20 protein-coding genes are annotated in these 23803 nt (G+C 51.1%); 4 read left to right on the top strand and 16 right to left on the bottom strand.

Annotated features, from left to right (window positions below):
- Positions 1–29: 29 nt before the first annotated feature.
- From purD to E6072_RS04610, 6 genes are all read right to left on the bottom strand, one after another.
- Positions 30–1223 carry a phosphoribosylamine--glycine ligase gene (gene purD / locus E6072_RS04585; RefSeq protein ID WP_316694072.1) on the bottom strand — a complete coding sequence of 398 codons (1194 nt, stop codon included), beginning with the start codon at positions 1221–1223 and terminating at the stop codon, positions 30–32.
- Entirely contained in the window at positions 1223–1771 is a 549-nt protein-coding gene (locus E6072_RS04590; RefSeq protein WP_316694073.1) for a phosphoribosylglycinamide formyltransferase, read from the bottom strand. Before E6072_RS04590 ends, purD begins: the two co-directional genes overlap by 1 nt.
- Positions 1759–2742, bottom strand: coding sequence for a phosphoribosylformylglycinamidine cyclo-ligase (gene purM / locus E6072_RS04595; protein WP_316694074.1), 984 nt, complete (start codon positions 2740–2742; stop codon positions 1759–1761). Before purM ends, E6072_RS04590 begins: the two co-directional genes overlap by 13 nt.
- Positions 2743–2828: 86 nt before the next feature.
- Entirely contained in the window at positions 2829–3539 is a 711-nt protein-coding gene (purC, locus tag E6072_RS04600; RefSeq protein ID WP_316694075.1) for a phosphoribosylaminoimidazolesuccinocarboxamide synthase, read from the bottom strand.
- Positions 3540–3570: 31 nt separating this feature from the next.
- The gene (gene purE, locus E6072_RS04605) at positions 3571–4041 is read right to left on the bottom strand and encodes a 5-(carboxyamino)imidazole ribonucleotide mutase (RefSeq protein ID WP_101929885.1); all 471 of its coding nucleotides are present in this window, start codon (positions 4039–4041) and stop codon (positions 3571–3573) included.
- A complete protein-coding gene (locus tag E6072_RS04610; RefSeq protein WP_316694079.1) occupies positions 4032–7478 on the bottom strand; it encodes a phosphoribosylformylglycinamidine synthase in 3447 nt (1148 codons plus the stop codon). Before E6072_RS04610 ends, purE begins: the two co-directional genes overlap by 10 nt.
- A gap of 391 nt (positions 7479–7869) precedes the next feature.
- On the opposite strand from E6072_RS04610, the gene E6072_RS04615 reads away from it, so the two are divergent.
- Complete coding sequence (locus E6072_RS04615; RefSeq protein WP_316694080.1) at positions 7870–8178, top strand: thiamine-binding protein; 309 nt, start codon at positions 7870–7872, stop codon at positions 8176–8178.
- A 167-nt stretch (positions 8179–8345) separates the two neighbouring features.
- On the opposite strand, the gene E6072_RS04620 is transcribed toward E6072_RS04615, so the two are convergent.
- Positions 8346–8801: a cupin domain-containing protein gene (locus E6072_RS04620; protein ID WP_316694081.1), complete on the bottom strand. Its 456-nt coding sequence runs from the start codon at positions 8799–8801 to the stop codon at positions 8346–8348.
- A 379-nt stretch (positions 8802–9180) separates the two neighbouring features.
- Here E6072_RS04620 and E6072_RS04625 point away from each other — a divergent pair, with 379 nt between their 5' ends.
- Positions 9181–10227 (top strand): hypothetical protein, encoded by a 1047-nt coding sequence (locus E6072_RS04625; protein ID WP_316694083.1) that lies wholly within the window; start codon positions 9181–9183, stop codon positions 10225–10227.
- A 230-nt stretch (positions 10228–10457) separates the two neighbouring features.
- On the opposite strand, the gene E6072_RS04630 is transcribed toward E6072_RS04625, so the two are convergent.
- Both E6072_RS04630 and guaA read right to left on the bottom strand, forming a co-directional pair.
- Positions 10458–11624 carry a hypothetical protein gene (locus E6072_RS04630; protein ID WP_316694084.1) on the bottom strand — a complete coding sequence of 389 codons (1167 nt, stop codon included), beginning with the start codon at positions 11622–11624 and terminating at the stop codon, positions 10458–10460.
- 192 nt (positions 11625–11816) lie between these two features.
- A complete protein-coding gene (guaA, locus tag E6072_RS04635; protein ID WP_316694086.1) occupies positions 11817–13397 on the bottom strand; it encodes a glutamine-hydrolyzing GMP synthase in 1581 nt (526 codons plus the stop codon).
- A gap of 164 nt (positions 13398–13561) precedes the next feature.
- Here guaA and pta point away from each other — a divergent pair, with 164 nt between their 5' ends.
- Together pta and E6072_RS04645 are read left to right on the top strand one after the other, a co-directional pair.
- Positions 13562–15076 carry a phosphate acetyltransferase gene (pta, locus tag E6072_RS04640; protein WP_316694088.1) on the top strand — a complete coding sequence of 505 codons (1515 nt, stop codon included), beginning with the start codon at positions 13562–13564 and terminating at the stop codon, positions 15074–15076.
- A 23-nt stretch (positions 15077–15099) separates the two neighbouring features.
- Positions 15100–16290, top strand: a complete 1191-nt coding sequence (locus tag E6072_RS04645; RefSeq protein WP_316694090.1) for an acetate kinase — start codon at positions 15100–15102, stop codon at positions 16288–16290.
- 124 nt (positions 16291–16414) lie between these two features.
- Here the strand turns inward: E6072_RS04645 and E6072_RS04650 are convergent, their stop codons facing one another.
- From E6072_RS04650 to E6072_RS04680, 7 genes are all read right to left on the bottom strand, one after another.
- Positions 16415–16864 (bottom strand): ribose-5-phosphate isomerase, encoded by a 450-nt coding sequence (locus E6072_RS04650; RefSeq protein ID WP_316694092.1) that lies wholly within the window; start codon positions 16862–16864, stop codon positions 16415–16417.
- Positions 16861–17616 (bottom strand): glycerophosphodiester phosphodiesterase family protein, encoded by a 756-nt coding sequence (locus tag E6072_RS04655; protein ID WP_316694094.1) that lies wholly within the window; start codon positions 17614–17616, stop codon positions 16861–16863. The genes E6072_RS04650 and E6072_RS04655 overlap by 4 nt, the downstream gene beginning before the upstream one ends.
- Positions 17607–18428 (bottom strand): M23 family metallopeptidase, encoded by an 822-nt coding sequence (locus E6072_RS04660; protein WP_316694096.1) that lies wholly within the window; start codon positions 18426–18428, stop codon positions 17607–17609. The genes E6072_RS04655 and E6072_RS04660 overlap by 10 nt, the downstream gene beginning before the upstream one ends.
- Before the next feature lie 108 nt (positions 18429–18536).
- Positions 18537–19154 (bottom strand): hypothetical protein, encoded by a 618-nt coding sequence (locus E6072_RS04665; protein WP_316694097.1) that lies wholly within the window; start codon positions 19152–19154, stop codon positions 18537–18539.
- Positions 19155–19332: 178 nt separating this feature from the next.
- Positions 19333–21033 carry a hypothetical protein gene (locus tag E6072_RS04670; protein WP_316694098.1) on the bottom strand — a complete coding sequence of 567 codons (1701 nt, stop codon included), beginning with the start codon at positions 21031–21033 and terminating at the stop codon, positions 19333–19335.
- Between the two features lie 196 nt (positions 21034–21229).
- A complete protein-coding gene (locus tag E6072_RS04675; protein WP_316694100.1) occupies positions 21230–22273 on the bottom strand; it encodes a hemolysin family protein in 1044 nt (347 codons plus the stop codon).
- Positions 22266–23624, bottom strand: a complete 1359-nt coding sequence (locus E6072_RS04680; protein WP_316694220.1) for a hemolysin family protein — start codon at positions 23622–23624, stop codon at positions 22266–22268. Before E6072_RS04680 ends, E6072_RS04675 begins: the two co-directional genes overlap by 8 nt.
- Positions 23625–23803 lie beyond the last annotated feature (179 nt).

The following is a 23803-nucleotide window of genomic DNA, read 5'->3' on the forward strand; positions in this document are numbered from 1 at the left end:
TAAAAACCCTAAGCGATAGGACTGGTGTATTAAATAGCGTCGCTACCTATATCTTTCCGATAGGTTTTACCCGCAAAATCTACTTTCTGGGCATTTTCGTAAACCACCTGGCGGGCGGCTGCTAAAGTGTCCGCGCGAGCGACTAGATTCAGCACTCGCCCCCCATTGGTATAGACTTTCCCGTTTTCATGCCGCACCCCCGCTTCCAGGTAATCCACGCCCTCTAGCCCGGTAATCTCTTTGCCTTTTTCATAGCTACCCGGGTAGCCTCCCGAAGCCAACACCAGACAAATAGCTTTTTGATCACGTATTTGAATATCGTCCTGGGTAAGCGTCCGCTGCATACAGGCAGTTAAGAGTGAATATAAATCGCTATCGAGGAGCGGCAATACTACTTGGGTTTCTGGGTCGCCAAACCGCATATTGTATTCCAAAAGGTAAGTGCCATTATCAGTGAGCATTAAACCAAAGAATATACAGCCCGCAAATTTTAGCCCCTCTGCCTGGATACCTTTCAAAGTAGGAGCCAAAATGTCACGTTCAAACTGAGCCTGCCTCTCATCGGTGTAAAACGGATTGGGGGCAAAAGTTCCCATTCCACCGGTATTGGGACCAGTTTCTCCTTCGCCAATCTTTTTATGATCCTTGGCAGAAACTAGCGGAAAGATACCTTTTTCATTAGCGAGAGTGAGAATAGAGGCTTCTTTGCCAACCAGGTATTCCTCTAAGATAACCTGTTCTCCGGCTTTGCCAAATCGTCCCTCAACCATGATTTCCGCAATCGCATCGCGAGCTTCATCTGCGGTTTCACAGATGATTACCCCTTTTCCGGCTGCAAGTCCTGAAGCTTTCACCACTACCGGGAGGTTAAAATCCACCAGTCCCGCAATCGCGGTCTCGTAGTCGCTGAAAGTTTGGTAGCTGGCGGTTTTTACGCCGTATTTTTTCATAAAGTCTTTGGCATAGGCTTTCGAGCCTTCTAGTCGGGCAGCTGCCTTGCCAGGCCCAAATAGCTTCATTCCGGCCTGGCTAAACAGATCTCCAATCCCGGCAACTAGCAGGTCTTCGCTGCCCACAATAGTTAGATCCGCGGCGAACTCCTGGGCTGTCCGCAAGATTTCTTGCATATTAGAGGACGTGGTTTGGGCAATTTCGTGGGCTCCCAGGGCGCGCTTAATAGCGTTTTCTCGTCCCCCGTTGCCTACTATCAAAATCTTCGCCATCAGTATTTTCTCTTTTCTTTCGGGCAGTATTTATCCCAGTTTTTCACTATTTCCACTAACAAATGGTGTTCTTGGATAATCACTCGCTCCTGCAGGGATTTAGGGGTATCGTCCGGAAGTACCGGAACTTTTCGTTGCGCTAAAATCTTCCCCGCGTCAACTTGGTTAGTTACCAGGTGTACGCTGCAGCCAGATTCTTTTTCCTTTGCAGCCAAAACTGCTTCATGCACGTGCATCCCGTACATTCCTTTTCCACCAAATTTGGGTAACAACGCGGGATGGGTATTAATAATGCGCTCTTCAAACGCCGCTACACACTGCGGAGAAAGGATTTTTAAGTATCCGGCTAACACTATCAATTCGCTTTGAGGATCAACGTCTGACACCGCAATCGGTTCGGTAATCAAGGTAGGAATACCGGCATCGCGCGCCCGATCCGCCGCTGGGCATTCGTGGTTACAAATCACCTGGCGAATATCGCATCCAGCGTCAATGAGTGCTTGTAGATTTGTACCTGCCCCAGAGCAAAAGACACTTATCGCAGGCATATTTTACTGCCCTGCGCATCGGGAAGCTGTGTTTGCGACTGGATTTGCCCGATTTGATAGGCCTCGGGCAGCGACGCGGTTACTTTCGGTAATTCTTCGGGGGGAATCACCAGAGTGAAGCCCACTCCCATATTGAAGGTTCCCCACATTTCACTTTCGGGTACCGCCGCGAATTCTTCACGTTTAAAGATGGCAGGAATACGAACCTTTTCTTTTTCAATCCGCGCGCACAGACCCTCAGGAATAATCCGCGGGACGTTTTCCTCGAGCCCACCCCCGGTAATATTCGCCAGCCCGTGGATCTCAATTTTTTGCTCCAGCAACGAGAGAATTTCGGGAACATAGATTTTAGTCGGAGTCAGCAACTCCGCCGGGAAAGAATCCTTAAAGAGCGCCCTTACCAGCGAGAATCCGTTGGAATGTAGCCCAGAGGAAGGAAGAGCTACCACCACATCGTCCTCTTTAATCGCCGAGCCATCGATAATATCGGCCTTCTCTACCACTCCCACGGCAAACCCGGCCATATCGTATTCGCCGCTTTGATAAAATCCGGGCATCTCCGCAGTTTCGCCCCCGATTAGCGCCGCACCCGCCTGCTTACACCCGGTGACCACTCCGGACACGAGTTGAGAAGAAACTTCGGCATCCAGCTCGGAACAAGCCAGATAATCCAGGAAAAACAGTGGCCTGGCTCCATGACAGAGTACATCGTTTACGCACATGGCCACCAGATCGATGCCTACGGTGTCGTATTTTTCGAGGGCGAAGGCAATTTTCAGTTTCGTGCCCACGCCATCGGTACCAGAAACTAGGACTGGCTCCTGGAATTTACCGAGTTCATAGAGGGCAGCAAATGATCCCAGGGAACCCAATACCTGTTTATTTTGGGTAGAGGCAACCATTTGCTTTAACCGGCGCACATGCTCGTATCCTGCTTCTTTATCAACACCGGCATCTTTATAGCTGACCATATTCTGTCTTTTCCCTTGCCCTTAGTAGCGGTCTGTCTCCTGGGGGTGGAAGTATTGCCTCCACCCCCAGGGATCTGCTCTAAAATCTATTTCTTGGTAATACGGTGCAGGATTTCTTTATAGGCTTCTTCGATCCCGCCCATATCCCGGCGGAAACGATCCTTATCCAGTTTCTTCTTGGTTTCCGCATCCCACAGGCGGCAAGTATCGGGGGTGATTTCGTCGGCTAGCATCAGGTTGCCGTCCTTGTCGCGACCGAACTCAATCTTGAAGTCCACCAGGAGGATGCCTTCTTTCTTGAAAGCATCAGACAGGATTTGGTTAATCTTGGCGGTTACCTCCAGGATTTCCGCGACTTCTTCTTCCGTGGCCGCCCCAATGGCCACCGCGTGATCGGAGTTGATCAGAGGATCGCCCAAGTCGTCATCCTTATAGGAGAACTCTTGAATCATTTTCTTCGGCATGGTGCCTTCTTCTAGCCCCAGGCGTTTAGCCATAGAACCGGCAATAATATTGCGAGTGATGACCTCTAGCGGCACGATATCTAACTTCCAGCACAGCTGCTCGCGATCATTCAGTTTCTCAATGAAGTGGGTTTTTACTCCCTGCGAGGCCAGCATTTCAAATAGGTAGCTGGTGAGCTCATTGTTGATAATGCCTTTATCCGCAATGGTGCCTTTCTTTTCGCCGTTACCGGCAGTGGCATCATCCTTGTAATAAACAACTACCTTATCGGGATCATCGGTGGCGTAGATTTTCTTGGCTTTACCCTCGTACAGGAATTCTTTTTTCTCCATGATTTGCCTTCTTTTATCTAAAAATTTTCTCTTAAAAACTAACCGGGTCGGCGGTGAACTTCTGCTTCATATTTGCGCGATACTCTTTGAGTTGCGCGGCTACCTTTTCATTACTGGTGCCAATAATCTGCACCGCGGTCATGGCGGCATTATAGGAATTGTTGATTCCCACCGTAGAAACCGGGATTCCTTTTGGCATTTGCACGATTGAGTAGAGGGCGTCTTGACCGCCTAAGGCCGCATCTAGTGGTACCCCGATTACCGGGATAGTCACTTTAGAGGCAATAACTCCGGGCAGGTGCGCCGCCAGGCCTGCCCCGGCGATGATGGCTTTCGCCCCCGAGTCCACGGCGTCTTTTAGGATTTTCTCTAAAAGTTCCGGTACCCGATGGGCCGAAGCGATATAAGCCTGATATTCCAATCCGAACTCGTCTAAGCATTTGGCTGCGCCCGCCATTTTTTCTTTATCGGAGGCGGAACCAAAAATGATTGCTACATCCATCGGAAATAATTAACCCCGTTTCTAAATAGGTTTTGTTCTATTTCAGGACAGTAGTTGAGGTATAAACCGCTACCGCTCCTTTCTGAATGACCCATCTTTCCCAGGATTTGCCCGTGATGAGCCAACAGCCCTTCGATTCCGAAGGAAGATCCATTGGGGTTCTCCCCTAAATATTTGGTAGCGATCTGACCCGAGGCCGAATATTCGCGGTACTGCTCGGGGCTCATAACTACCCGCCCTTCGCCATGAGAAATCGGCAGGTGGTGGACTTCTCCCACATCAAAGGAGCTGAGCCAGGGGGAGGCCACCGAAGACACGGCGGTATGGACGATTTTGGCGACGTGGTGTCCGCTGTCATTTGCTGCCAGGGTAGGCGAATCCGGATCCAGATCGCGGATCTGCCCATAGGGAAGCAACCCGGATTTGATCAATGCCTGGAAACCATTACAGATCCCCAGGATTAGCCCACCTTTGCGCAGTAGGGAGTGGACGGCTTCCTTAACCTGTTTTTGGCGCAGCACCGAAACAATAAACTTTGCCGATCCATCGGGTTCGTCGCCCACGGAGAAGCCCCCAGGCAGTGCCAAAATATCGGCTTGCTCGATTTGTCGGGCATAGGAGGCGGCATCTCGATAAACCTCGGTTACTACCTGTGCCCCTTCGCGAGTAAAAGCCCGCGTCATATCGTATTCGCAGTTAGTGCCGGGGAAAATCGGAATAAATACTTGCGGATTTTGTTTTCGATAGGGCGCATGACGCGGTTTAGTCAGGCAGGTTTCACTGGATCTAGAAATATCGTTAGGAAGCTGGCTGCCGGCGGTCGGGAAAATATCTGCCAGAGGTTGTTCCCAAGCTTGTTGTAAAGCTGCCAGGTCTAAACGTTGCCCGTTAATGGCGCTATCTGACCAGCTACCGGTGTATCCCAACAACGGTAAGTCCAAATGCTGATCGGTTTCGAGCAGGAAACTGCCATAGCGGGAAGCAAATAGGTCTTCTTCAGTATTGATGCTGAACCCGATCCGGTTTCCGAAAGCCATTTTTGGCAATGCCTCTGCGATCCCTCCATACCCGAGGGCGTATGCCGAGAGGGGATTGATCGTTTGCAACTTATCGAGGGCAGCTTGGAAAGACTCCAGATCTATTGCCCCCAATTCATCTGTTTGCACAGGTAACAGGTAGAGACGGTGATTACGAGCTTTGAATTCCGGGGTGCGCAGTTTATCCGCTTCCTGCATACCGATCGCGAAACTAACCAAAGTAGGTGGCACATTCATATCTTCGAAAGTGCCGGACATAGAATCTTTACCGCCGATGGAGGCGAGATGGAAGTGCCGCAGAACCCGGTTGGCTCCTAGCAGCGATTCCACCACTGTTCCCCACTTCTCAGGTTCCTGCCCAAGACGCGGGAAATATTCTTGGAAACTGAAATACAGGTCGCGGTAATCTACCCCGGATGCGGCTAGACGCGACATTGATTGCACTACTGAAACAATTGCACTGTGGTAGGGGCTGAGCTCAGCTAGCGAAGGTTCAAAACCGTAGGCCGCTACCGAGGCTACCTCGGATTGTTCGTTCTCCATTGACACCAGCTGCGCACTCACCTGCGAAGGAGTGCGCTGGAATTTACCGCCATAGGGCAAGGTTAAAGTGGTGGCGCCAATAGAGGAATCGAAGATTTCGTTGAGTCCGCGCTGGGAACAAATATTTAAATCTGCCAGGTTATTTTCCAGTTTTTCCTGCAGGTTCGCCCCGGAAATGCTGCGCCGGGTAGAAATTTCCCCGCTAGAGACGGCTTTAAACTTAGCTTGAGAACGCACCCCATTGGTATCGAGGAAATCCCGGGAAATATCCACAATAGTTTCTCCCAGGTAGTGCATCACCAGGCGCCGCTCAGCCGTCACCGTGGCCACATGAGTTACTTCTACGTCTTCACTTTCGCAAGCATCATAGAAAAACTGCAGGTCTGCGGGGTCTATGCACACTGCCATTCGTTCTTGAGATTCCGAAATAGCCAGTTCGGTACCATTTAGCCCCTGGTATTTGACCGGTACCCGGTCGAGTTCTATTTCCAAGCCGGGAGCCAGCTCTCCGATAGCGACGGAGACTCCTCCCGCTCCAAAGTCATTGCATTTCTTAATCCGCTTGGCGACCTCGCCGCGACGGAAAAGCCGCTGAATCTTGCGTTCAATAATCGGGTTACCTTTTTGTACCTCTGCCCCACAGGTTTGGGAGGAGTCCCGAGTGTGGGTTTTGGAAGATCCGGTAGCTCCCCCAATCCCGTCACGTCCGGTCCGTCCTCCGATCAAGAGGATGAGATCCCCGGGGGCAGGTTCTTCGCGAATAATGTTCTCTGCGGGAGCTGCTCCTACTACAAAGCCAAGTTCGAGGCGTTTTGCACGATAACCAGGGTGATAGATTTCCTTAACATAGTTAGTAGCAAGTCCGATCTGGTTCCCGTAAGAGGAATATCCAGCGGCTGCTCGTTGGGTGATTTCTTTACTGGATAGTTTGCCTTCGATGGGGTCTGATAGCCGGGGATCAGCGCTGCCGGAAATACGCATTGCCTGGTAAACGAAGGTACGTCCCGATAGCGGGTCACGTATAGCACCCCCAATACAAGTTGAAGCCCCACCGAAAGGTTCTATCTCGGTGGGGTGATTGTGGGTTTCGTTCTTGAACTGCAGGATATAACGCTCGCCGCCCACAGTTACATATACCGAGCAGGCGTTAATCTCGTTGGAGACTTCCTGGTTCTTCACCTTTTCTCGTTTGGCAGCCAGGGTGGCCAAATCCATCAGGGTAATCGGTTTTTCGCTATTGCGTTCTTGCAGGTAGCGATCCCATTCTTCCTGCAGGCGATCCGCGTAAGGACCGCTAAAGGCGGCATCGGTTAGTTCAGTTTCAAAAGTGGTGTGGCGACAGTGGTCTGACCAGTAGGTATCGATTACTTTAATCTCAGTTTCGGTAGGTAGACGCCCGATACTGTCGAAATAGCCTTTGATAAATAGCAAGTCTGCTTTGGTCATCGCCAAGGCGGCATTTTCATAGTAATCTTCGGTGATTTCAATGCTGGGAGGTAATTGCCGGTTAGGAACGTAGGTTTCGTTTTCCAGTATCGACATATCTTTAAGTCGCATCTCGATGGGGTTGAATTCAACCTTGCCGGTATGCCCGTATCCGCATTTGACGGTAGCTTCATATCCTTGCAGCTGTAGGCATTTTTCCGCGGCATCGGCGCGCTGGTCGAATTGTCCCGGTAGATATTCGAGGACGTAGTAGTCATCGATATCAATCTCGTCAAGCACCAGATCCTGGTTGATCTCAGCAAATACGGTGTACTTGGCTTTTTCCAGTGCAGCCGCGTCAAGACCAAAAATGTCATAGACATTGAAATGGGTAGTATCGTTCTTTTTCCTTACGAAAATCCGCTTATTCAAAGTCTTCCCTTATATGAAATAGCTGCCCGGTATGAAATTTTGCGCGCGGCATTGGGAAGTCGTCTGAATTCTCACCCACTACCCAACCGCATTCCCCTGACCTCTGGTAAAACCTGCTGCCCGGGAAGCCTGTTAGTTGCTTGCCCGGGACTTATTAGAACAAGTCCACAGGAACCAACTACCCTTTTAGCCTACCAGGGGCAGCGCCTAGCGTACTAATCAGCTACTAGAAACCAGCAAGCAATTCGTCTCACCTTTTATTGATTCTCTTAATGCCGAGGAAGAACTTCAGGTTTGCGGGATAGCTTTCAAATACACGCGAATCAGGCTATCGGGTTGTGGACTTCGATCTGCCAGTCCGTTTCGAGGCTCTAGGTACTAAAGTAAAAATATGTTAGTTGCATTTTCTATTACTCCTTCTACCGCCGATGCTGAGGGCGGAGTTCATGACGCCGTTGCTGCCGCGGTAAAAGTTATTCGGGATTCGGGACTGCCTAACCGTACGGATTCCATGTTCACCACTATTGAAGGCGAATGGGATGAATGTATGCAGGTAGTCAAGGACGCCTGTGAAGCGGTATCCCAATATGCTCCGCGGGTCTCCTTAGTGCTAAAAGCAGATATTCGTCCTGGCCGCAGCGGTGAAATGACCGCGAAACTAACCCGTCTAGATGCCGCGCTGGATCGACTGCAGTCCTAGAGTATGTATCTGAAAAATCTGGGTTAAAACCTAATATCTGTGAGTAAAAAAGCTAGTGGCGCCGCCCCGAAATCGGGGCGGCGCCACTAGCTTTTTTACTTGTAGGCGCTCACTCGATAAGTAGCCAAAGTGGGCTACCTACTGGAGTCACCTATCAGATAAATAAGCTATTTACCTAGCTGTGCGGTCCATTCGGGAGGAACGTCTTTACCGGATTCCTCATCCTTTTCCGCCTGCGCGAAAGTCTCTTGTACGATTCCCTTCGCGTGGTGGGAAGGCGAATAAACTGCATAAACCTTCATCGGTTCATCACCGATGTTAATAATGTCGTGCCATTTGCCGGCCGGTACCATTACTGCCCAGCCGTCGCCGACCTCTTGCTCGAAGGTGAGGTTATCTTCGGCGTCCCCCATTACCACTTTGCCTTTACCCGCATCCAGGCGCAGGAATTGGTCATTATCAGGGTGTACTTCCAGGCCAATAGATTCACCTACCGGTATAGACATTAGGGTTACCTGCAGGTATTTCCCAGTCCAGGCGGTGGTACGGTAGTTGGTGTTTTCCTTAGTTTCGGTTTCCAAATCGAAGCTATAGGGCTCTGGTCCATTGTCATGAACTGCCATGAGTTTTTTCCTTTCATTAGCCTTTCAGATTGTCCTCTTCCATGCTAGCCAGGCTGAAACCAGGTCGCAGCACTTCCCGGAGAATATCGCTACCAGCGTGGAAACAACCTGGGTAAATATTTCGGCTACCAGTAGGTGCTCACTTCTTAGTTCAGCGGATTGAAGGCCGGAAGATCGAAAGGGGTGGGAGTGAAGGCGTTTTGCGACAAGGCTGTTCACGCCGCCTTTGTTATTCTATTTTTACTGCTGAACAGGAGTCTTGATTGTTAGAGTAGAAACATGCCAACGTTTACCCCTAATGAAGCTGGATTCGGTTCAGCCTCGCGCACGCCCTCGGGCAGCTTCCCTTCCCCTCCCCCAGGCACCCCTTATCAGTTTTATGCGCAGGGTAATACCTACCCACCGGCTGGCCAGTACCCCCACCCTCCCCAGCATCCGGAATAAAAAATACCACTTTAAAGAACAAATCTACAGCGATAAACGCCTGGTAGTCGGAGCCAGCCCCACCGCTAGTAACGCCCGGCAAATCGTGGCCTACAGTCCCCAAACCACGAAACTGCTGTGGGTACAGAACCTGGAAAAACCTGCCTCGGTAACCTGCAGTGGGAAAGCCGTTTACACCACCAGGGTGGCTCGGGATTCCTCGGGACAAGCCAGCCCGGATTCTGACGCTAATACCCAGAGCGCAAAGCCCCAAGCCCCGGATCCCTTAGCAGAGGGCGTTTCCAATGAACTCGAGGTAATGGCACTTACCGGCAGCTCGCAGGCACAAGATTCTCCTGAGGAAGAACTAGGCCAAGCCGATACCCAGCCGAGTGAACCTGAGGTGGCAAAAGATGCCATTAAAAATATTGACTTCGCCAACGCTTTCCAGCCCTTCGAAAACTCCCCGGAATGCGCCGAAGCTAATTTTTGGCAGCATGCTGATGGAACTCCTGTTGCCCGGAAGATGCCGGCTGCCACCAGTGAATGTTGGGCAACCATGAAAAATGGAACCTCGGTTGAACAGTTTACTCCCGCGCCCATGAACCCGGAGTCGCATATGGACGCGATCACGCTAGCAGATAAAAATGTTGGTAAGCTATTTGACCAGGCAAGTTTCCCACCCGATCCGAATAAATCCTATGCAGTGGGATACGGGGATGTAAACGCAGACGGTTATTTAGATGCCCTGCTGGTAGTCGACGTATTCGAAGGAACTGGCTTCAACCTGGCGATTTTTGATCCAGCAGACCCCAAGCATCCCTATCTAGCTGCAATTGGGCCGGCTCTAGAAAACGGAGTGGTGAAAATTGTTGGTCCCGGCAGGATTAATATTTACGGAACTGATCCGATACTGGGCTCAGGTGGTTCCGACTTAATAGCTGAAATGTCAATTAAAGGGTTTGAAATCAGCGACTATCACGATTCTTACTCTTCGCTATAGGGGGCAGTAGGTCTGTCATACCCCGGAAAAAAGGCGGAGTACCACGGAATCAGCGGCATTCTCCGCTCCGAACTAAGTAGCTGAGGTAATGCCAGAGCTGGGGAGACTAATCTCGGGCTAAGAGTAGCTTATAGTGAAAAATCGGGGTTTCCTCCAGTTTGGTTCTGGAGGAAACCCCGATTCAATAATCCTTATCCGCTAGTGCCGTCCAAGGACGCACCTGATAGGCACTACTGATTGAACAGTCCCTTGAGATCTTCCAGCTGATCTACCTGCTGTTGCAGCGTATCTTCTACCGCAGCTTTTGCGCTGTAGGTGACGGCATAAGCCCCGGTCGGAACCGCGAGCACCCCAATTACTAGGGAAACGCAAAGCGTCCAGATGATATAGAAAACGGTATGCCGCATCTCCGGGCTTTTATCTTGCGGATACAGTTCTTTTAAGCCTCCAAAGATTAGGAGCTCCATAATCAGTAGGGAGGCCGATAGCAGTAATTGGAGAATCGCTATCAATAATAGTGGTAACACCGGAATCGGGAGCAGAGAAATCAAGAATACTAACGCTAACGCAAAGGAAGGCATGACCAGCCCAGTCGCAACTATGGAAGCGACTTGAGTAAAGGTGATGGTACTTTGCTTGGTGCGAGCAGCAGCTAATGCTAATGCCGCCCTCAGAATAACTGCCGCGAAGGCTACCAGGGTGAAGACGAAGAAGCAAAGGAACCAATACCCGAAATATAAAATGCTATAGGCACCATACCTCGAGCCACCGAATATTCCCCCCGAGAAGATATCGGCGCTGCGTGCTACCAGGACTGAGGCGCTGAGCCCCGCTAATAGGGAAAACAGCAGCATCATTACCCACCACCAGTGTTTCAACTGGGAGTTGGCTTTTACCCGAAGTTGCCCCTCCGATTTGTGCATGGCTACAAAAGTAGGCCAAATAGCTTTTAAGGCGAGCACAAAATCGTTGGGTGCTTTTTGGGGTTGCGGATAACCGGGAAGATTAGCAGCATAAGGTGACTGCATCGGTGCCGGATTAGCGGATGGATATCCTGCTGGGGAATACCCCACCATTTCTCCCTGGGGTACCTCAGCTGACGGAGGGAGCGTCTGCGGCATTCCGACCATCCCTTGCGGCGGATAAGGCGGATAGCCAGCGGGAGGCACCGGTTGCGGATATCCCCCTGACGGATATGGGGGATTCATCCCACCTGGCGGAGCGGGAGGAAGCGGGGGATTTACCCCGTTAGCGGGAGCTGATGGCTGTGAGGAGCCGGCTTCAGGAGAAAATGAACTGTTTTCGGAACTAGAGCTACCGTTAGGAGCCAATCTAGTTTCGTATCCGTCTGGTTGCTGAGCTTCTTCATCAGGTTGGAAATGGGGTGAGTTACTCAATGGACTTCCTTTCAAATTGTTGCAATACGCAAATTCTAGCATCGTAAAAATCTAAAGAAGGGTTGAGCAAAAACGGCAGGAAAAACCTTCCCTTGAGCACTAAATAGACCAAAAACTGGCCAGAGTCAACGGATACCTGCCCTCAGCGGCTATTTAATCGCTGGGGGCAGGGTGTGTAATAGCCGATTTCGGTTATTCCCATTCGATGGTCCCCGGGGGCTTGGAGGTGCAATCTAGCACCACCCGGTTGATCTCGGGAACATCCCCGGTAATGCGGTTAGAAATCCGCTCCAGCACGTCGTAGGGCAAGCGGAACCAATCGGCAGTCATTGCGTCCTCGGTCACTACCGGGCGAATCACAATCGGATGCCCATAGGTGCGGGCATCTCCTTGCACCCCGACGCTACGTACATCTGCCAGCAGCACCACCGGACATTGCCAAATCTGGCGATCTAGCCCCGCAGCGGTTAGCTCCTCCCGGACTATCCGGTCAGCAGCCCGCAAAATATCTAGGTTTTCTTTAGTGAGCTCCCCTAGGATCCGCACCCCCAGACCGGGACCCGGGAACGGCTGGCGCCACACCAGATTTTCTGGCAAGCCTAGCTCTATCCCTAGCGCGCGTACCTCGTCCTTAAAGAGAGTACGCAAAGGTTCGATCAATTCGAAGGAGAGATCTTCTGGTAATCCTCCCACATTGTGGTGAGACTTGATATTGGCGGATCCTTCTCCCCCACCTGATTCCACAACGTCGGGATATAGAGTTCCTTGCACCAAGAACTTTATTTCTTCTCCGGCTTCGCCGGCTTCTTTCACGAGGGCGCGCTGGGCGTCCTCAAAGGCGCGGATAAACTCTCGCCCGATAATCTTGCGTTTTTGTTCCGGTTCTTTTACTCCAGCGAGGGCGTTCAGGAAACGTTCGGATTCATCTACCGTGACGATCTTTACGCCACTGGAAGCCGCGTAGTCACGCTCGACTTGTTCTCGTTCTCCTTCCCGTAGCAGACCGTGGTCTACGAAGATACAGGTAAGTTGATCACCCACGGCTCGATGTACCAGGGCGGCGGCGACTGAAGAGTCAACTCCGCCAGACAGCCCGCAGATCACCCGGGCATTGCCTACTCTTTCTCGAATCTGGCGGATTTCGTGTTCCTTAATAGACTGTGGATCCCAGTTAGGCTCCAGCCCGGCAGCATTGAACAGGAAATTCTTGATCAATTGACTACCGTATTCACTGTGGCGCACCTCGGGATGCCATTGCACTCCCCAAATGGGTCTGCCCTCAATTTCGAAGGCTGCTATTTGGGCACCAGGCGAACTGGCCACCACTTTTGCCCCTGCCGGCAGTGCTTTCGCCTCATCATTGTGAGACATCCATACCACCTGTTCAGCCGGGGTATCCGCGAATAGGGGACAGTCGGCAGCGACCGTAGCTTCAGCTTTGCCATATTCATGACGTCCGGCGCTGGCAACTTCACCCCCCAACATCTGGGTGAGCATCTGGAAGCCATAGCAAATTCCCAAAATCGGAACTCCGCTGTTTAAAAGTTGCGGATCAATGTGGGGAGAGCCGTCTTCATAAACCGAATGCGGCCCTCCGGAAACGATTAAAGCCAGTGGTTTGCGCGCCAGAATCTGCTCCGCAGAGAGCTTAGGAGAAACAATTTCGGAATATACATGGGCTTCCCGCACCCGCCGCGCAATCAACTGTGCGGTTTGCGCACCCATATCGAATACGAGGACGGGACGTACCCAGTCAGGACTTGATTCATTCACGTATTCCAGCATAGCGGGAAATTATTTCCCTAGGTGCCTTCAAGCTAAATATATTTTTCCTCAGCAACGACCAAATACTTTAGTATTACTTTTATTTGAGCATTAATTTACCTGGTAGTCTAGGGGTGGACAGTTTTCAAAGAATCGGAAGGAAACAAACGGCAATGGCGAACTCCTACTATCTGGCGCCCCTGCAGGCAAATATCAACACTAAAACCATTACTGCGGCCTTAACGCAGCTGCTGGGGAACTTGCAGGTTCAACCGATATTTCAGAACGGATTGCCTCAACCCCATGATTGGGTTTTGAAATCCAAACCAGCTGCCCAAAAACTAATTGACGCTTTCCCGGTTTCCATCCCCGCCCTCTACGATGGTTCCTTTACCACGGCTTTCAACGGGATAGATATCGCCTCCGTACATGCTCGCGCCGCTTCTCACCTACTCGCCCCCATGGTTTTATTAATTGATGCTTCTGGAATGGATGAGGAAGCAGCAGTTAATACCGGACACATAATGGCGTTTAACGCTTCCCAAGCAGGGGGAACTCCCCTAGCCACTATTTTACTCAACGCTGGCTTTACCCCTTCGGTTTCCCTCGAACACGCGCCGGTAGTTGCCGTCAGCGGTAGCGAGGTAAGCGCGGAAGATCTAGCCAAGTTAGCACCTACTTTAAAAAATGCGCCACGTCCCGCGATCCCTCCCCTCACCTTCCAGGGTATGCTGACCGAGCGTGCGAAAGCTGCCCCGCGCACTATCGTGTTACCTGAATCTGAAGACGACCGCGTCCTGCAGGCCGCCGCGCAAATTCTAAAGCTTTCGGCAGCGAAAATTATCCTGCTGGGTGAAGAGGCGGAGATCGCCTCCAGGGCGCAGAAACTAAACCTCGATTTAGCCGGGTCCCAAGTAGTCTCGTTACGCGACGAGGAACGACTAGACAAATACGCTTCCCGGCTTGCCGAGCTGCGAGCCCATAAAGGCGTCACCGTAGAAAAAGCCCGGCAACTATTACAAGATTCCGCCTATTTTGGCACCATGATGATCGAAAGTGGCGACGCCGACGGCATGGTTTCAGGAGCTTGTCACACCACCGCTAACACCATTCGCCCCGCCCTCCAAATAATAAAAACCAAGCCAGAGGTTTCGACCGTGTCCGGGGCTTTCCTAATGCTGTTTTCCAATCACGCCCATCTCTACGCCGATTGCGCAGTTTCGATTGCCCCAAACCCGGATCAGCTTGCCGATATTGCTGCCAGCAGCGCCAGCACTGCCTCCCAATTCGGCATCGATCCCAAAGTTGCCCTAGTCTCTTATTCCACCGGAGATTCTGGCAGAGGGGAAACCGTGGAAAAAGTATTAGCGGCAACCGAGATAGTCAAAGATGCTCACCCCGAATTAGCAGTAGATGGCCCCTTGCAATTCGATGCGGCTATCGATAAAACCGTGGCGGAAAAGAAATGCCCGGCTTCGCCGGTGGCGGGACAGGCTAACGTATTTGTTTTTAACCACCTTGATGTTGGAAACTGCGTATATAAAGCGGTGCAACGCACCGCAGGAGCCATAGCCGTAGGGCCAATCCTGCAGGGATTAAATAAACCTGTCAACGACCTATCCCGCGGGGCTTTGATAGAAGATATAGTTAACACCATTATTATTACTGCAGTTCAGGCACAGGGATAAGTCCCCCAAAGGAGGAAAAGGGCGTGGAAAACGATACTATTCTAGTAATCAATTCTGGATCTTCATCCATTAAATACAAGCTGATGAATCCAGAAACCGGTGAAGAGATAGCTCGAGGAATCGTTGAGCAAATCGGCGAAGACAGGAGCCGGATCAAGCACGTCTATCATGACGTGGAAGAGAAGATGGTACGCTCAGTGCGCGACCACCTCGAGGGGATGGCAATAGTCGAAGAACTATTCGAAAAGATCGGTCCGTCTCTGCAAGAATCTCACGTAGTGGGAGTAGGACACCGGATTGTACAAGGCGGTCCCTATTTTTCTGGACCAGCAGTAATCGACAAAGACGTTTACGGTTTGATCGAAGAACTATGCCCCCTGGGTCCGCTGCATAACCCGGCACACTTAAAGGGCATTGATGCCGCCAAGCGCATATTGCCGAAGGTTCCGCATGTAGCCGTATTTGACACGGCATTCTTTAATCACCTACCTGAAAAGGCATACACTTACGCTCTGAAACGATCAGTCGCCGAAAAGTACCGCATTCGCCGTTATGGCGCCCACGGCACCTCCCACCAGTATGTTTCCCAGAGAGTACGTTCCATTTTGGGAACCGACGATTTGAAACAGATCGTGTTGCACCTCGGCAATGGTGCCTCCGCTTCCGCGATTATACGCCACCATCCTATTGATACTTCGATGGGACTAACCCCCCTAGAAGGCTTGGTGATGGGAGGCCGCACTGGCGATATTGATCCGGCTGCAGTTTTCCAGCTCTACCGCGAGGCTGAGATGAGCATCGACGAAATTGATGAACTCTTCAACCGCCGGTCAGGTATGAAGGGGCTGACCGGGCATAACGATATGCGCGAGATTTGGAAATTGATCGAGGCCGGAAATGAACAGGCCGAGATGGCCATGGAAATCTATCTGCATCGCCTCTTGAAATATGTGGGAGCCTACTGGGCGCTGCTCGGCGGGCTAGATGCCCTGACTTTCACTGCCGGAGTGGGCGAAAACGATCCGGGAGTTCGCTGGGAACTGTGCAGAAGTCTCGCCTTTATGGGAGTTAAAATCGACCAGGAGCTTAATGAGGAGCATTTTACCCGCGAAGCAATTATTTCTACCCCAGAATCTACAGTAAAAGTACTGGTGGTTCCCACTAATGAGGAGCTCGCCATCGCTCAGCAGGTCTACTCTTTAGTTAAGTATTAATCAACTGTCCTAATAGGGGGTGGGGATCGGACAGCAATGATCCGATCCCCACCCCCTATTATTTGTATTCTCAGTTTTCACCGCCGCCATTTGCGGCGGGATCTCTACCTGGTTGGCACGGCGTCTAGTTTTCTTGCTCGTATTTAGCCATTAGGTCAACACGCCGCTGGTGCCGCTGCTCCCCCGTGAAAGGCTCCGCAATAAACGCATCGATTATTGCTAAGGCCTCTGGTATCTCGTGCATGCGCGCACCTACCGCCACGATTTGGGCATTATTGTGCATCCGGGCAAGTTTGGCAGTCTCCAAGCTCCAAGCCAAGGCGGCGCGAATCCCTTTAACACAGTTAGCGGCCATTTGTTCGCCGTTACCGGATCCCCCTAAAACTACCCCTAAAGAACCATTATCTGCCAAGACTGCTTCGGCACAAGGAATACAAGTATTGGGATAGTCGTCCTCAGCATCGTATTCCTTTGATCCGTGATCAATCACCTCTAAGCCTTTTTCCTGAAGATGACTAACTAGAGCTTCTTTTAATTCAAATGCGGCGTGATCGCATGCAACATGTATTCTCATGCCCCAAGCGTATCAGGGTAAGTAGCTGAGCGGGCAGTAATTGCAGCTTTGGCAAGCGCGGGATAATCAGTCATGACGGCATCTACACCCAGGTCTGCTAGCTGCAACATCTCAGTTTTCTCGTTAATTGTCCAAGGTTCTACTCTAATTCCTTGGCTATGACACCAGGAGACAAAAACACGGTCTACCACGGTGATGCCTTTCCATTTGAGGGGCACCTGAGCAAAAGCACCAGCGCAATCGAAGTGCCGCTTACTGGCGCTGTGGGCAGCGACCAGCGCCTGTACAACTTCGACTGGAGATAAACAGGTTTGCGCCTCCGGGTGACATTTTCGTAGCTTCGCCAGAGTGCGGGAAGAAAACGAAGAAAAAACTACTCGCTCCCAGGCATCTGCATCGCTCACTGCCCGTAAAGCTCCCTCCAGGGAACGCGGCTCTTTGATATCCACGTTATAGGCTAAGGTAGGGAAATCTTCGAGGGCGGCTTTTAACGAAATCGGGCGTTGTCCTGCCGGTCCGCGAAGCGCAAAGAATTCTTGGGAAGTAAGCTCTCCGACTGTACGGGAATTGCCCCAAGGGGTTGTTAACTGGGAATCGTGTTGCAACACCACAGTGCCATCTTTAAGAGCACGGACATCGGTTTCGTAGCGACTTACCTTTTGAGAAAGTGCGTAGCCGATGGATTCGCGAGTGTTCTCTAGGGTTTCTCCGGCTCCCCCTCTATGGGCAATAATTTGGGGCGTTATTCGCATTTTTGTCCCAGGTAGCGGAAATGATGGGATTCAAGCCAGGGAACTGGATCAACATAGTTACTTTCATTGCCAGGCATGATCTCAAAGTGTAGGTGATTGCCGGTAGAGTTCCCGGTAGAGCCCACCGCCCCCAACTGATCTCCCGCCTTGACCTGTTGTCCCACTGTCACCGCAAAAGATCCCGGAAGCATGTGTTTGTATTGGGAGTAAACAGTTGCCCCATCGATAACATGTTTAACTCGCACCGTATTGCCTCCCCCACCCATGGGGCCGACAAAATCTACTTCCCCATCGGTTAGGGAATGGATCGGGGTGCCCGCGGGAGCTGCAAAATCCGTTCCCGAATGTAGTTTCAATATGCCAGATATCGGGTGTATACGCTCCCCGAAGGGAGAAGATTGGTGAAAGGTTCCCCGCTGCAAGGGAAATAGAATCGCGCCTTCGTTGGACATAGTTTGAACAGCCCGGTTACCCGATCCCACATTTGAGAATTGACATTGAGGATCCGCACTTAATATCCGCGCCCGAGTTCCGGCTGCTGGTACTGGAACCAGTCCTTCTTCGGAATCTACCGCTTCCAGAGAGTGGACACTGCCCGCCCAGCTTTCTGCGTCAGTGTGCACAGATAAGACTTGAGCGATCATAGAGCCGGGTTTATTAGCCTGCACGAATCCGGTTAACGGCGCAATGATAGTAACTGCTGCTAAAGCTAGAATCACGAGGGCACGGGGAACCGCAGCGTAGCGCCGAAAACGTCGTATTCTCTTCCGTTCGGCGCGGCGAGAACGCCTGGGCATAGCCGATTCGTCCATACCTACTTCCTCCGGAAAACTAACCAACCCTGAAATAATAACGAATTTGTAACGCTTTATCCAGAGCAGGTCGGAATGGTCATTACCTGACCACATTTCCCCGCTGAACTAGAAATACGAAGCAAAACCTACAATCATCAGCAAAAGAATAATTATTCCCGAAAAAGAGATTGCAGCGCCCGCGATAGCAAGCCCACGAGGTCTACGGAAAATACCGATTAGGGAGAAGATCGCTCCTAGAATCCAAATTATGAAACCTGCAACTGGAATCCAGGCCAAAAAAATACCCAGTAGCGCTAAAACGAACCCCGCGGTACCGATACCGTTTCTCTGCCCAGAAACAGGCGCATTCACATATACGTTGGTACTGATGCTGGCACTAGGAGCCGGCTCCCCTGCAGGTCTAGTCTGCGTCCTAGCAGTCTGCATCTGGGCAGGAAAGGGCTGAGACGGGGGAACTACCGGCTGACCGGCTTGGGGATGATTAGGGAACTGACCACCATAAGGATGGGGCTGTGGCGCACCCGCCATCGGAGGACGGGCAGGATACGGACTAGCCAGCGGAACTAGCTGCTGACCCGCTTTCGGATGATTAGGGAACTGACCACCATAAGGATGGGGCTGCGGCGCGCCCGCCATCGGAGGACGGGCAGGATACGGACTAGCTTGAGGAAGTGCCGGTTGGGACGATTGCGGATAACGCGGATTCTGCTGGTTATTTGTCATTATTATCCTAAAAAACATATGTGGGAACAGGTTTTCTATATCTAACGTAGCACAATAATTAAGACGCTATCCCCCAGATTCAACAACAATTTGGTACTTAAATAGCTCGATTATCAGCTGGCTGGAACAGCCCAGCCTGCGCCAGTAGTACGGGCGCAGGCATTCGCTCCCGCAATCCTTATTTAGCGGCTACTTCCTCTTCCGGAAGCCCCCCGGTAGTTAGCACTACTCCAGTATCTGAGCTATTCTCGGCGGGGTTCCAGGCAATCCAATTTATCTTAGTTACATCGGTTGCCAGGGATACTATCTCGGGCTCCTCATCTAAGGTTTTTACGCTCTTGCCTGCCAAATCCATCGCCAAAATTTCATCGGTAGTTTGTACATAAAATTGATTAGTCAAGTAATTGGTAGCTCCAAAGTGACTATCATCGCTATGCAACAGTCGCTCGAACTGCGCACTATCCAAGATTTCACTGACTTTCCCGTCGGTTCCCAGATGGAAAACTTGGTAGGAAGCTCCACAGGTTACCAACACCGACCCATCTTTTAGTTGTTTCATAGTCACACTTTTAAAATCTGGATGGTCGGTGGCAACTTTAAATAGACCAATCAGCGGGGTAAGCTTACCGGTGCTGTCCACCAAAAAGACATTAGGAAGACTGTGCTTTTCGTCGTCAGACGTCTGACAGGAGAACAAATATTGCTCATTGCTCAATCTGAATAGGTTTAAGCTAGTACCCTCACCTACCGGCTTGTAGCAACTGGGATCACCAACATCGATATTTAATGGCAGCTCAAATAAGACTTGATTACTGTCAATAGAATAGAACCGCCGTTTCCCTGTGGCAATCATGTAGATATCATTGGTAACACTACTTGAAACCGCAAACTCATCTTTGTCGGCAGCTAGTTCTTGCAAGGAGGCGGCTTTGTTCTGTCCCCCAGTTAGCGACATTACTTGCACGTGCCGCTGAACTGTCTTAACTAAAGCATCCGGCTTCTTGTATTCGCTGCTCCAGATTTTTGCCACCGCTACTGATTTTTCTGACTTCCCCACGATGCGGTAACTATAATCTTGACGATCATTGACTACGTTATCTGCCTCGGTTTGCAGGTAAATGCGGGGTTTAGCCTTACATGAAGGCAGCTGCAGTTCTTGGGCATAAAGATGTACGGTTTCCGGAGAAGTTCCCATCGCTTTGGTTAGCACGGTATACACCACGAAAACAGCGGGATCTTCTCCGTAGGTTGCGGCCACTGAAATATCTTGATCCGTCATCTTTTCGCCGTTTTGCACCGGGGAAAATGTGCATTCAACCGTTTTGTCTTTCAGTTTGGGGGTCCAAACTTTAAAAGAATACTGTGGGCTTTCTTGCCCTCCGGTGTTGAAAGCTTTGGTTATCATTGCTCCCCCCTGCCACTGCCAGCTATTATCAGCTCGCAACTCCACTTTCGTAACCTCGGGAGTGGGAATCTCGGAGGCGGTAGCTTGGGTGCTTTGAGTAGAAGCAGCGGCAGTAGGTTTCGGCTTTGATCTAGCACTGAGCGTATAGGCAACCCCGGAAATTAGCGCAATAGCCACCACTACCCCGATAAGGATCGGCAATAGTGCCTGCTTATTCCGGTACCATTTTTTCTTCGGGTCTTTCGAAATATCGCCTAGTAATCCCGGGGGATTCGCGGAATAAAAATTAGAGCCAGGATTATAGGGAGCAGGCGGGGATTGCGGATAAACCGGTTGTTGCCAGGCCTGGTACCCAGATCCCACCGGTTGGGGAGGAGTCGCGGCAGACGGCGGAGAAAAATGGGGGTACCCCCTGTCGGCTTTGGACAGCGGCGATGATTGATTGCTTTGACCGGCTAACCGGGTTTGATCCATATCCTGTACCTGGGGATCATTTAGTTGGTACCCACAGTTTTGGCAGGATGCTACCCCGTTCACAACTGGGTTTTGGCAACGCGGACACCTATCCATAGATAAAGACTCCCAACAAATGAGCCAACGAACCTACTAGTCAGTATAGCCAGTGAGTGTCTTCGCGAATACGGCATTTGCGATGCCACCCAGAACAGAGTTAGTTTTCGCTTCGCTGCATAGTGTCGCGGACTTCTCCCACTAATTCTTCCAAAATGTCTTCTAAGAAAATAGCCCCAATAGTTTGCCCGTTTTCATTGACTTTAGCCAGGTGAACCCCGGTTTTTTGCATAACTCTTAATGCGTCCTCTACTTCTTCATCAGGGCAAACCTCCGGGAGGACCCGAACTCGCCAAGATTCCAGAGGCGCCTGGCGAGCAGCGCTAGAATCAGCGAAAATAACATCTTTCAGATGCAAATACCCTTGCAAGTCACCAGATTCATCACTAATCGGGAAACGAGAAAACCCGGTTTTTGCCACTTCAGCTTCAAAGTCGGCAGCGGTTAGCGGCCAGTCCAAAGTAACTAGTTGCGCGCGCGGAACCATCGCTGAACGTACATCCTCTTTAGAAAACTCCAAGGTCCCCGATAATAATCCCAAATCGTCGTGCAGGGTTCCGGCGGCGGTGGATTTTGCGACAATCGCCGCCACTTCTTCAATGGTGAAAGACTGCGAAACTTCCGAACGAGGGGTTATCCCCAGTATTTTCACGAACCAGTTAGCGCTGTTATCAAGGGCGTGCACAATAGGACGTACTGCCCGGGCAATCCGTACCAAATGTGGAGAAATGACCAGACAGACCCGCACCGATGTGGCTACCGTGAGATTCTTGGGAATCATTTCTCCCAAAACGATATGTAAAAATACCACTATTATCAGCGCTAACACGAAGGCGATGGGGTGGGTAAGCGAGGGCGATACTCCGAAGAAATCTAGCGGACGCGCGATTAAATGCGCTAATGCTGGCTCAGCTACAGCACCTAACCCGGTAGAAGCTAAGGTAATCCCCAATTGGCTTACCGCTAAAACCAGGGAAACATGCTCTACCGCCCACAGCGCTGCTTTCGTCCCCCGTTTACCTTGCGCGGCCAAAGGCTCAATTTGCGAGCGCCGGGTGGAGGTAACAGCAAACTCTCCGGCCACGAAAAACGCGTTTGCAGCCAGTAACGCTACCGCGATTATCAGTGCCAACCAATCAGACATTTCCTTCGCCCCCTTTACGGGGATCCTGCCCGCTAAGTTTCGCGGTAGGTCGAGTTCCCGAAGCGGATTTGGAGCTACTAATCAGCACTTTCTCAATCCGACGCCCCTCCATTTTTGCCACCGTCAAGATATGACCACGAACCTTATACCTCTCCCCCACCTGGGGAATCTTACCGGCAACAACCAAGATCAGACCGGCAATTGTTTCATAAGGACCATCATCTGGTAGCAGCACCTCAATCCGGTCAGCTATTTCATCGGGACGCAACATCCCATCTACCAGCCACTTATTATCACCCTCGAGGCGGATACCACGCCGGCGTAAGTCGTGTTCGTCAGCCACTTCCCCCACGATTTCTTCCACTACATCCTCTAGAGTCACAATGCCGCAGGTACCGCCATATTCATCAACCACAATCGCCATTTGCAGATCCGCTTCCCGCAATTGCACTAGCAGCGGTGCGAGCCTGACGGTTTCGGGAACGCGTAGTGCCTTAACCAGGAGGGACTGGGCAGTAACTGGCACGTTTTTTCTTTTAACAAAAGGCACCGCCACTGCGCGACGTAAATGCACCAAACCGAGAACATCATCGGCATCCTCGCCAATAACCGGGAATCGAGAGTGCCCGGTGCTCCGCGAAAGCTCCACCACGTCCTCGGCGCTTTGCCCAGCCTCTAAAGATTCCATCCGTCTCCGGTCAGTCATCACGTCGCGAGCGCAAAGCCTACCTAGCCCTACGGAGCGGGTAAAAATCGTGGCAGTAGATAAATCTAAGGTACCGGCTTCGGCGCTGTGGCGAACCATCGCCGTTAGTTCCGAAGCTGAACGCGCCGAGGATAACTGTTCTAAAGTTTCTACCCCCAAAGCGCGAACCACCTGGTTAGATAACCCATTAAGCAGCGTAATTATCGGCTTAAATACGACGGTAAAACCGCGTTGGAGGGGAGTTACCACCCGGGCAATTTCGAAAGGTTTAGCTAACGCCAGGTTCTTGGGGAACAGTTCCCCGAACACCATAGAAAAGGCGTTGACCAATATCAGAGCTACCACCACCGCAATGGCCGTGGCCAGCGAGGCTGCCAGTTTTATGTCCTGTAATAACTGCGCAAACAAAGAAGTAAGCGCAGTCTGCGTGGTATACCCCAATAGGATGGTAGTGAGAGTGATTCCCACTTGCGCCCCTGAAAGTTGGGTCGACAAATGCTGCAAAGCTTTTAGAACTCCGGCAGCTCCCTTTTCTTTACGCTTCACCCTCTCCTCTACCTGGGTGGGGTCGAGAGCCAGCATGGAAAACTCGGCCGCCACAAACAGGGCGGTACCGATCGTCAATAAGACCCCCAAAAGCACCATTAACAGGTAATAAACGCTATCAGGCAACTACACCACCATCATCAAACCCGGGGAGGACATACCAAAAACACCTCTTCAAGTAGGCAATTCGTAAGCTATTTTAATAGCAATGCACCAACATTAGTAAAGTCTACATAAACTCTCTCAATATCGAGAGAAATGCTAGGACTTTCGAACTA

The organism is Varibaculum cambriense (assembly GCF_032557235.1).
Taxonomy (GTDB): Bacteria; Actinomycetota; Actinomycetes; order Actinomycetales; family Actinomycetaceae; genus Varibaculum; species Varibaculum cambriense_C.

Excerpts from the sequence above, each read along its gene's own strand:
- purD (WP_316694072.1), bottom strand. The coding sequence starts at position 1,223 with ATGGCGAAGATTTTGATAGTAGGCAACGGGGGACGAGAAAACGCTATT.
- E6072_RS04590 (WP_316694073.1), bottom strand. The coding sequence starts at position 1,771 with ATGCCTGCGATAAGTGTCTTTTGCTCTGGGGCAGGTACAAATCTACAA.
- purM (WP_316694074.1), bottom strand. The coding sequence starts at position 2,742 with ATGGTCAGCTATAAAGATGCCGGTGTTGATAAAGAAGCAGGATACGAG.
- purC (WP_316694075.1), bottom strand. The coding sequence starts at position 3,539 with ATGGAGAAAAAAGAATTCCTGTACGAGGGTAAAGCCAAGAAAATCTAC.
- purE (WP_101929885.1), bottom strand. The coding sequence starts at position 4,041 with ATGGATGTAGCAATCATTTTTGGTTCCGCCTCCGATAAAGAAAAAATG.
- E6072_RS04615 (WP_316694080.1), top strand. The coding sequence starts at position 7,870 with ATGTTAGTTGCATTTTCTATTACTCCTTCTACCGCCGATGCTGAGGGC.
- E6072_RS04620 (WP_316694081.1), bottom strand. The coding sequence starts at position 8,801 with ATGGCAGTTCATGACAATGGACCAGAGCCCTATAGCTTCGATTTGGAA.
- E6072_RS04625 (WP_316694083.1), top strand. The coding sequence starts at position 9,181 with ATGCGCAGGGTAATACCTACCCACCGGCTGGCCAGTACCCCCACCCTC.
- pta (WP_316694088.1), top strand. The coding sequence starts at position 13,562 with ATGGCGAACTCCTACTATCTGGCGCCCCTGCAGGCAAATATCAACACT.
- E6072_RS04650 (WP_316694092.1), bottom strand. The coding sequence starts at position 16,864 with ATGAGAATACATGTTGCATGCGATCACGCCGCATTTGAATTAAAAGAA.
- E6072_RS04655 (WP_316694094.1), bottom strand. The coding sequence starts at position 17,616 with ATGCGAATAACGCCCCAAATTATTGCCCATAGAGGGGGAGCCGGAGAA.
- E6072_RS04660 (WP_316694096.1), bottom strand. The coding sequence starts at position 18,428 with ATGGACGAATCGGCTATGCCCAGGCGTTCTCGCCGCGCCGAACGGAAG.
- E6072_RS04665 (WP_316694097.1), bottom strand. The coding sequence starts at position 19,154 with ATGACAAATAACCAGCAGAATCCGCGTTATCCGCAATCGTCCCAACCG.
- E6072_RS04670 (WP_316694098.1), bottom strand. The coding sequence starts at position 21,033 with ATGGATCAAACCCGGTTAGCCGGTCAAAGCAATCAATCATCGCCGCTG.
- E6072_RS04675 (WP_316694100.1), bottom strand. The coding sequence starts at position 22,273 with ATGTCTGATTGGTTGGCACTGATAATCGCGGTAGCGTTACTGGCTGCA.
- E6072_RS04680 (WP_316694220.1), bottom strand. The coding sequence starts at position 23,624 with ATGGTGCTTTTGGGGGTCTTATTGACGATCGGTACCGCCCTGTTTGTG.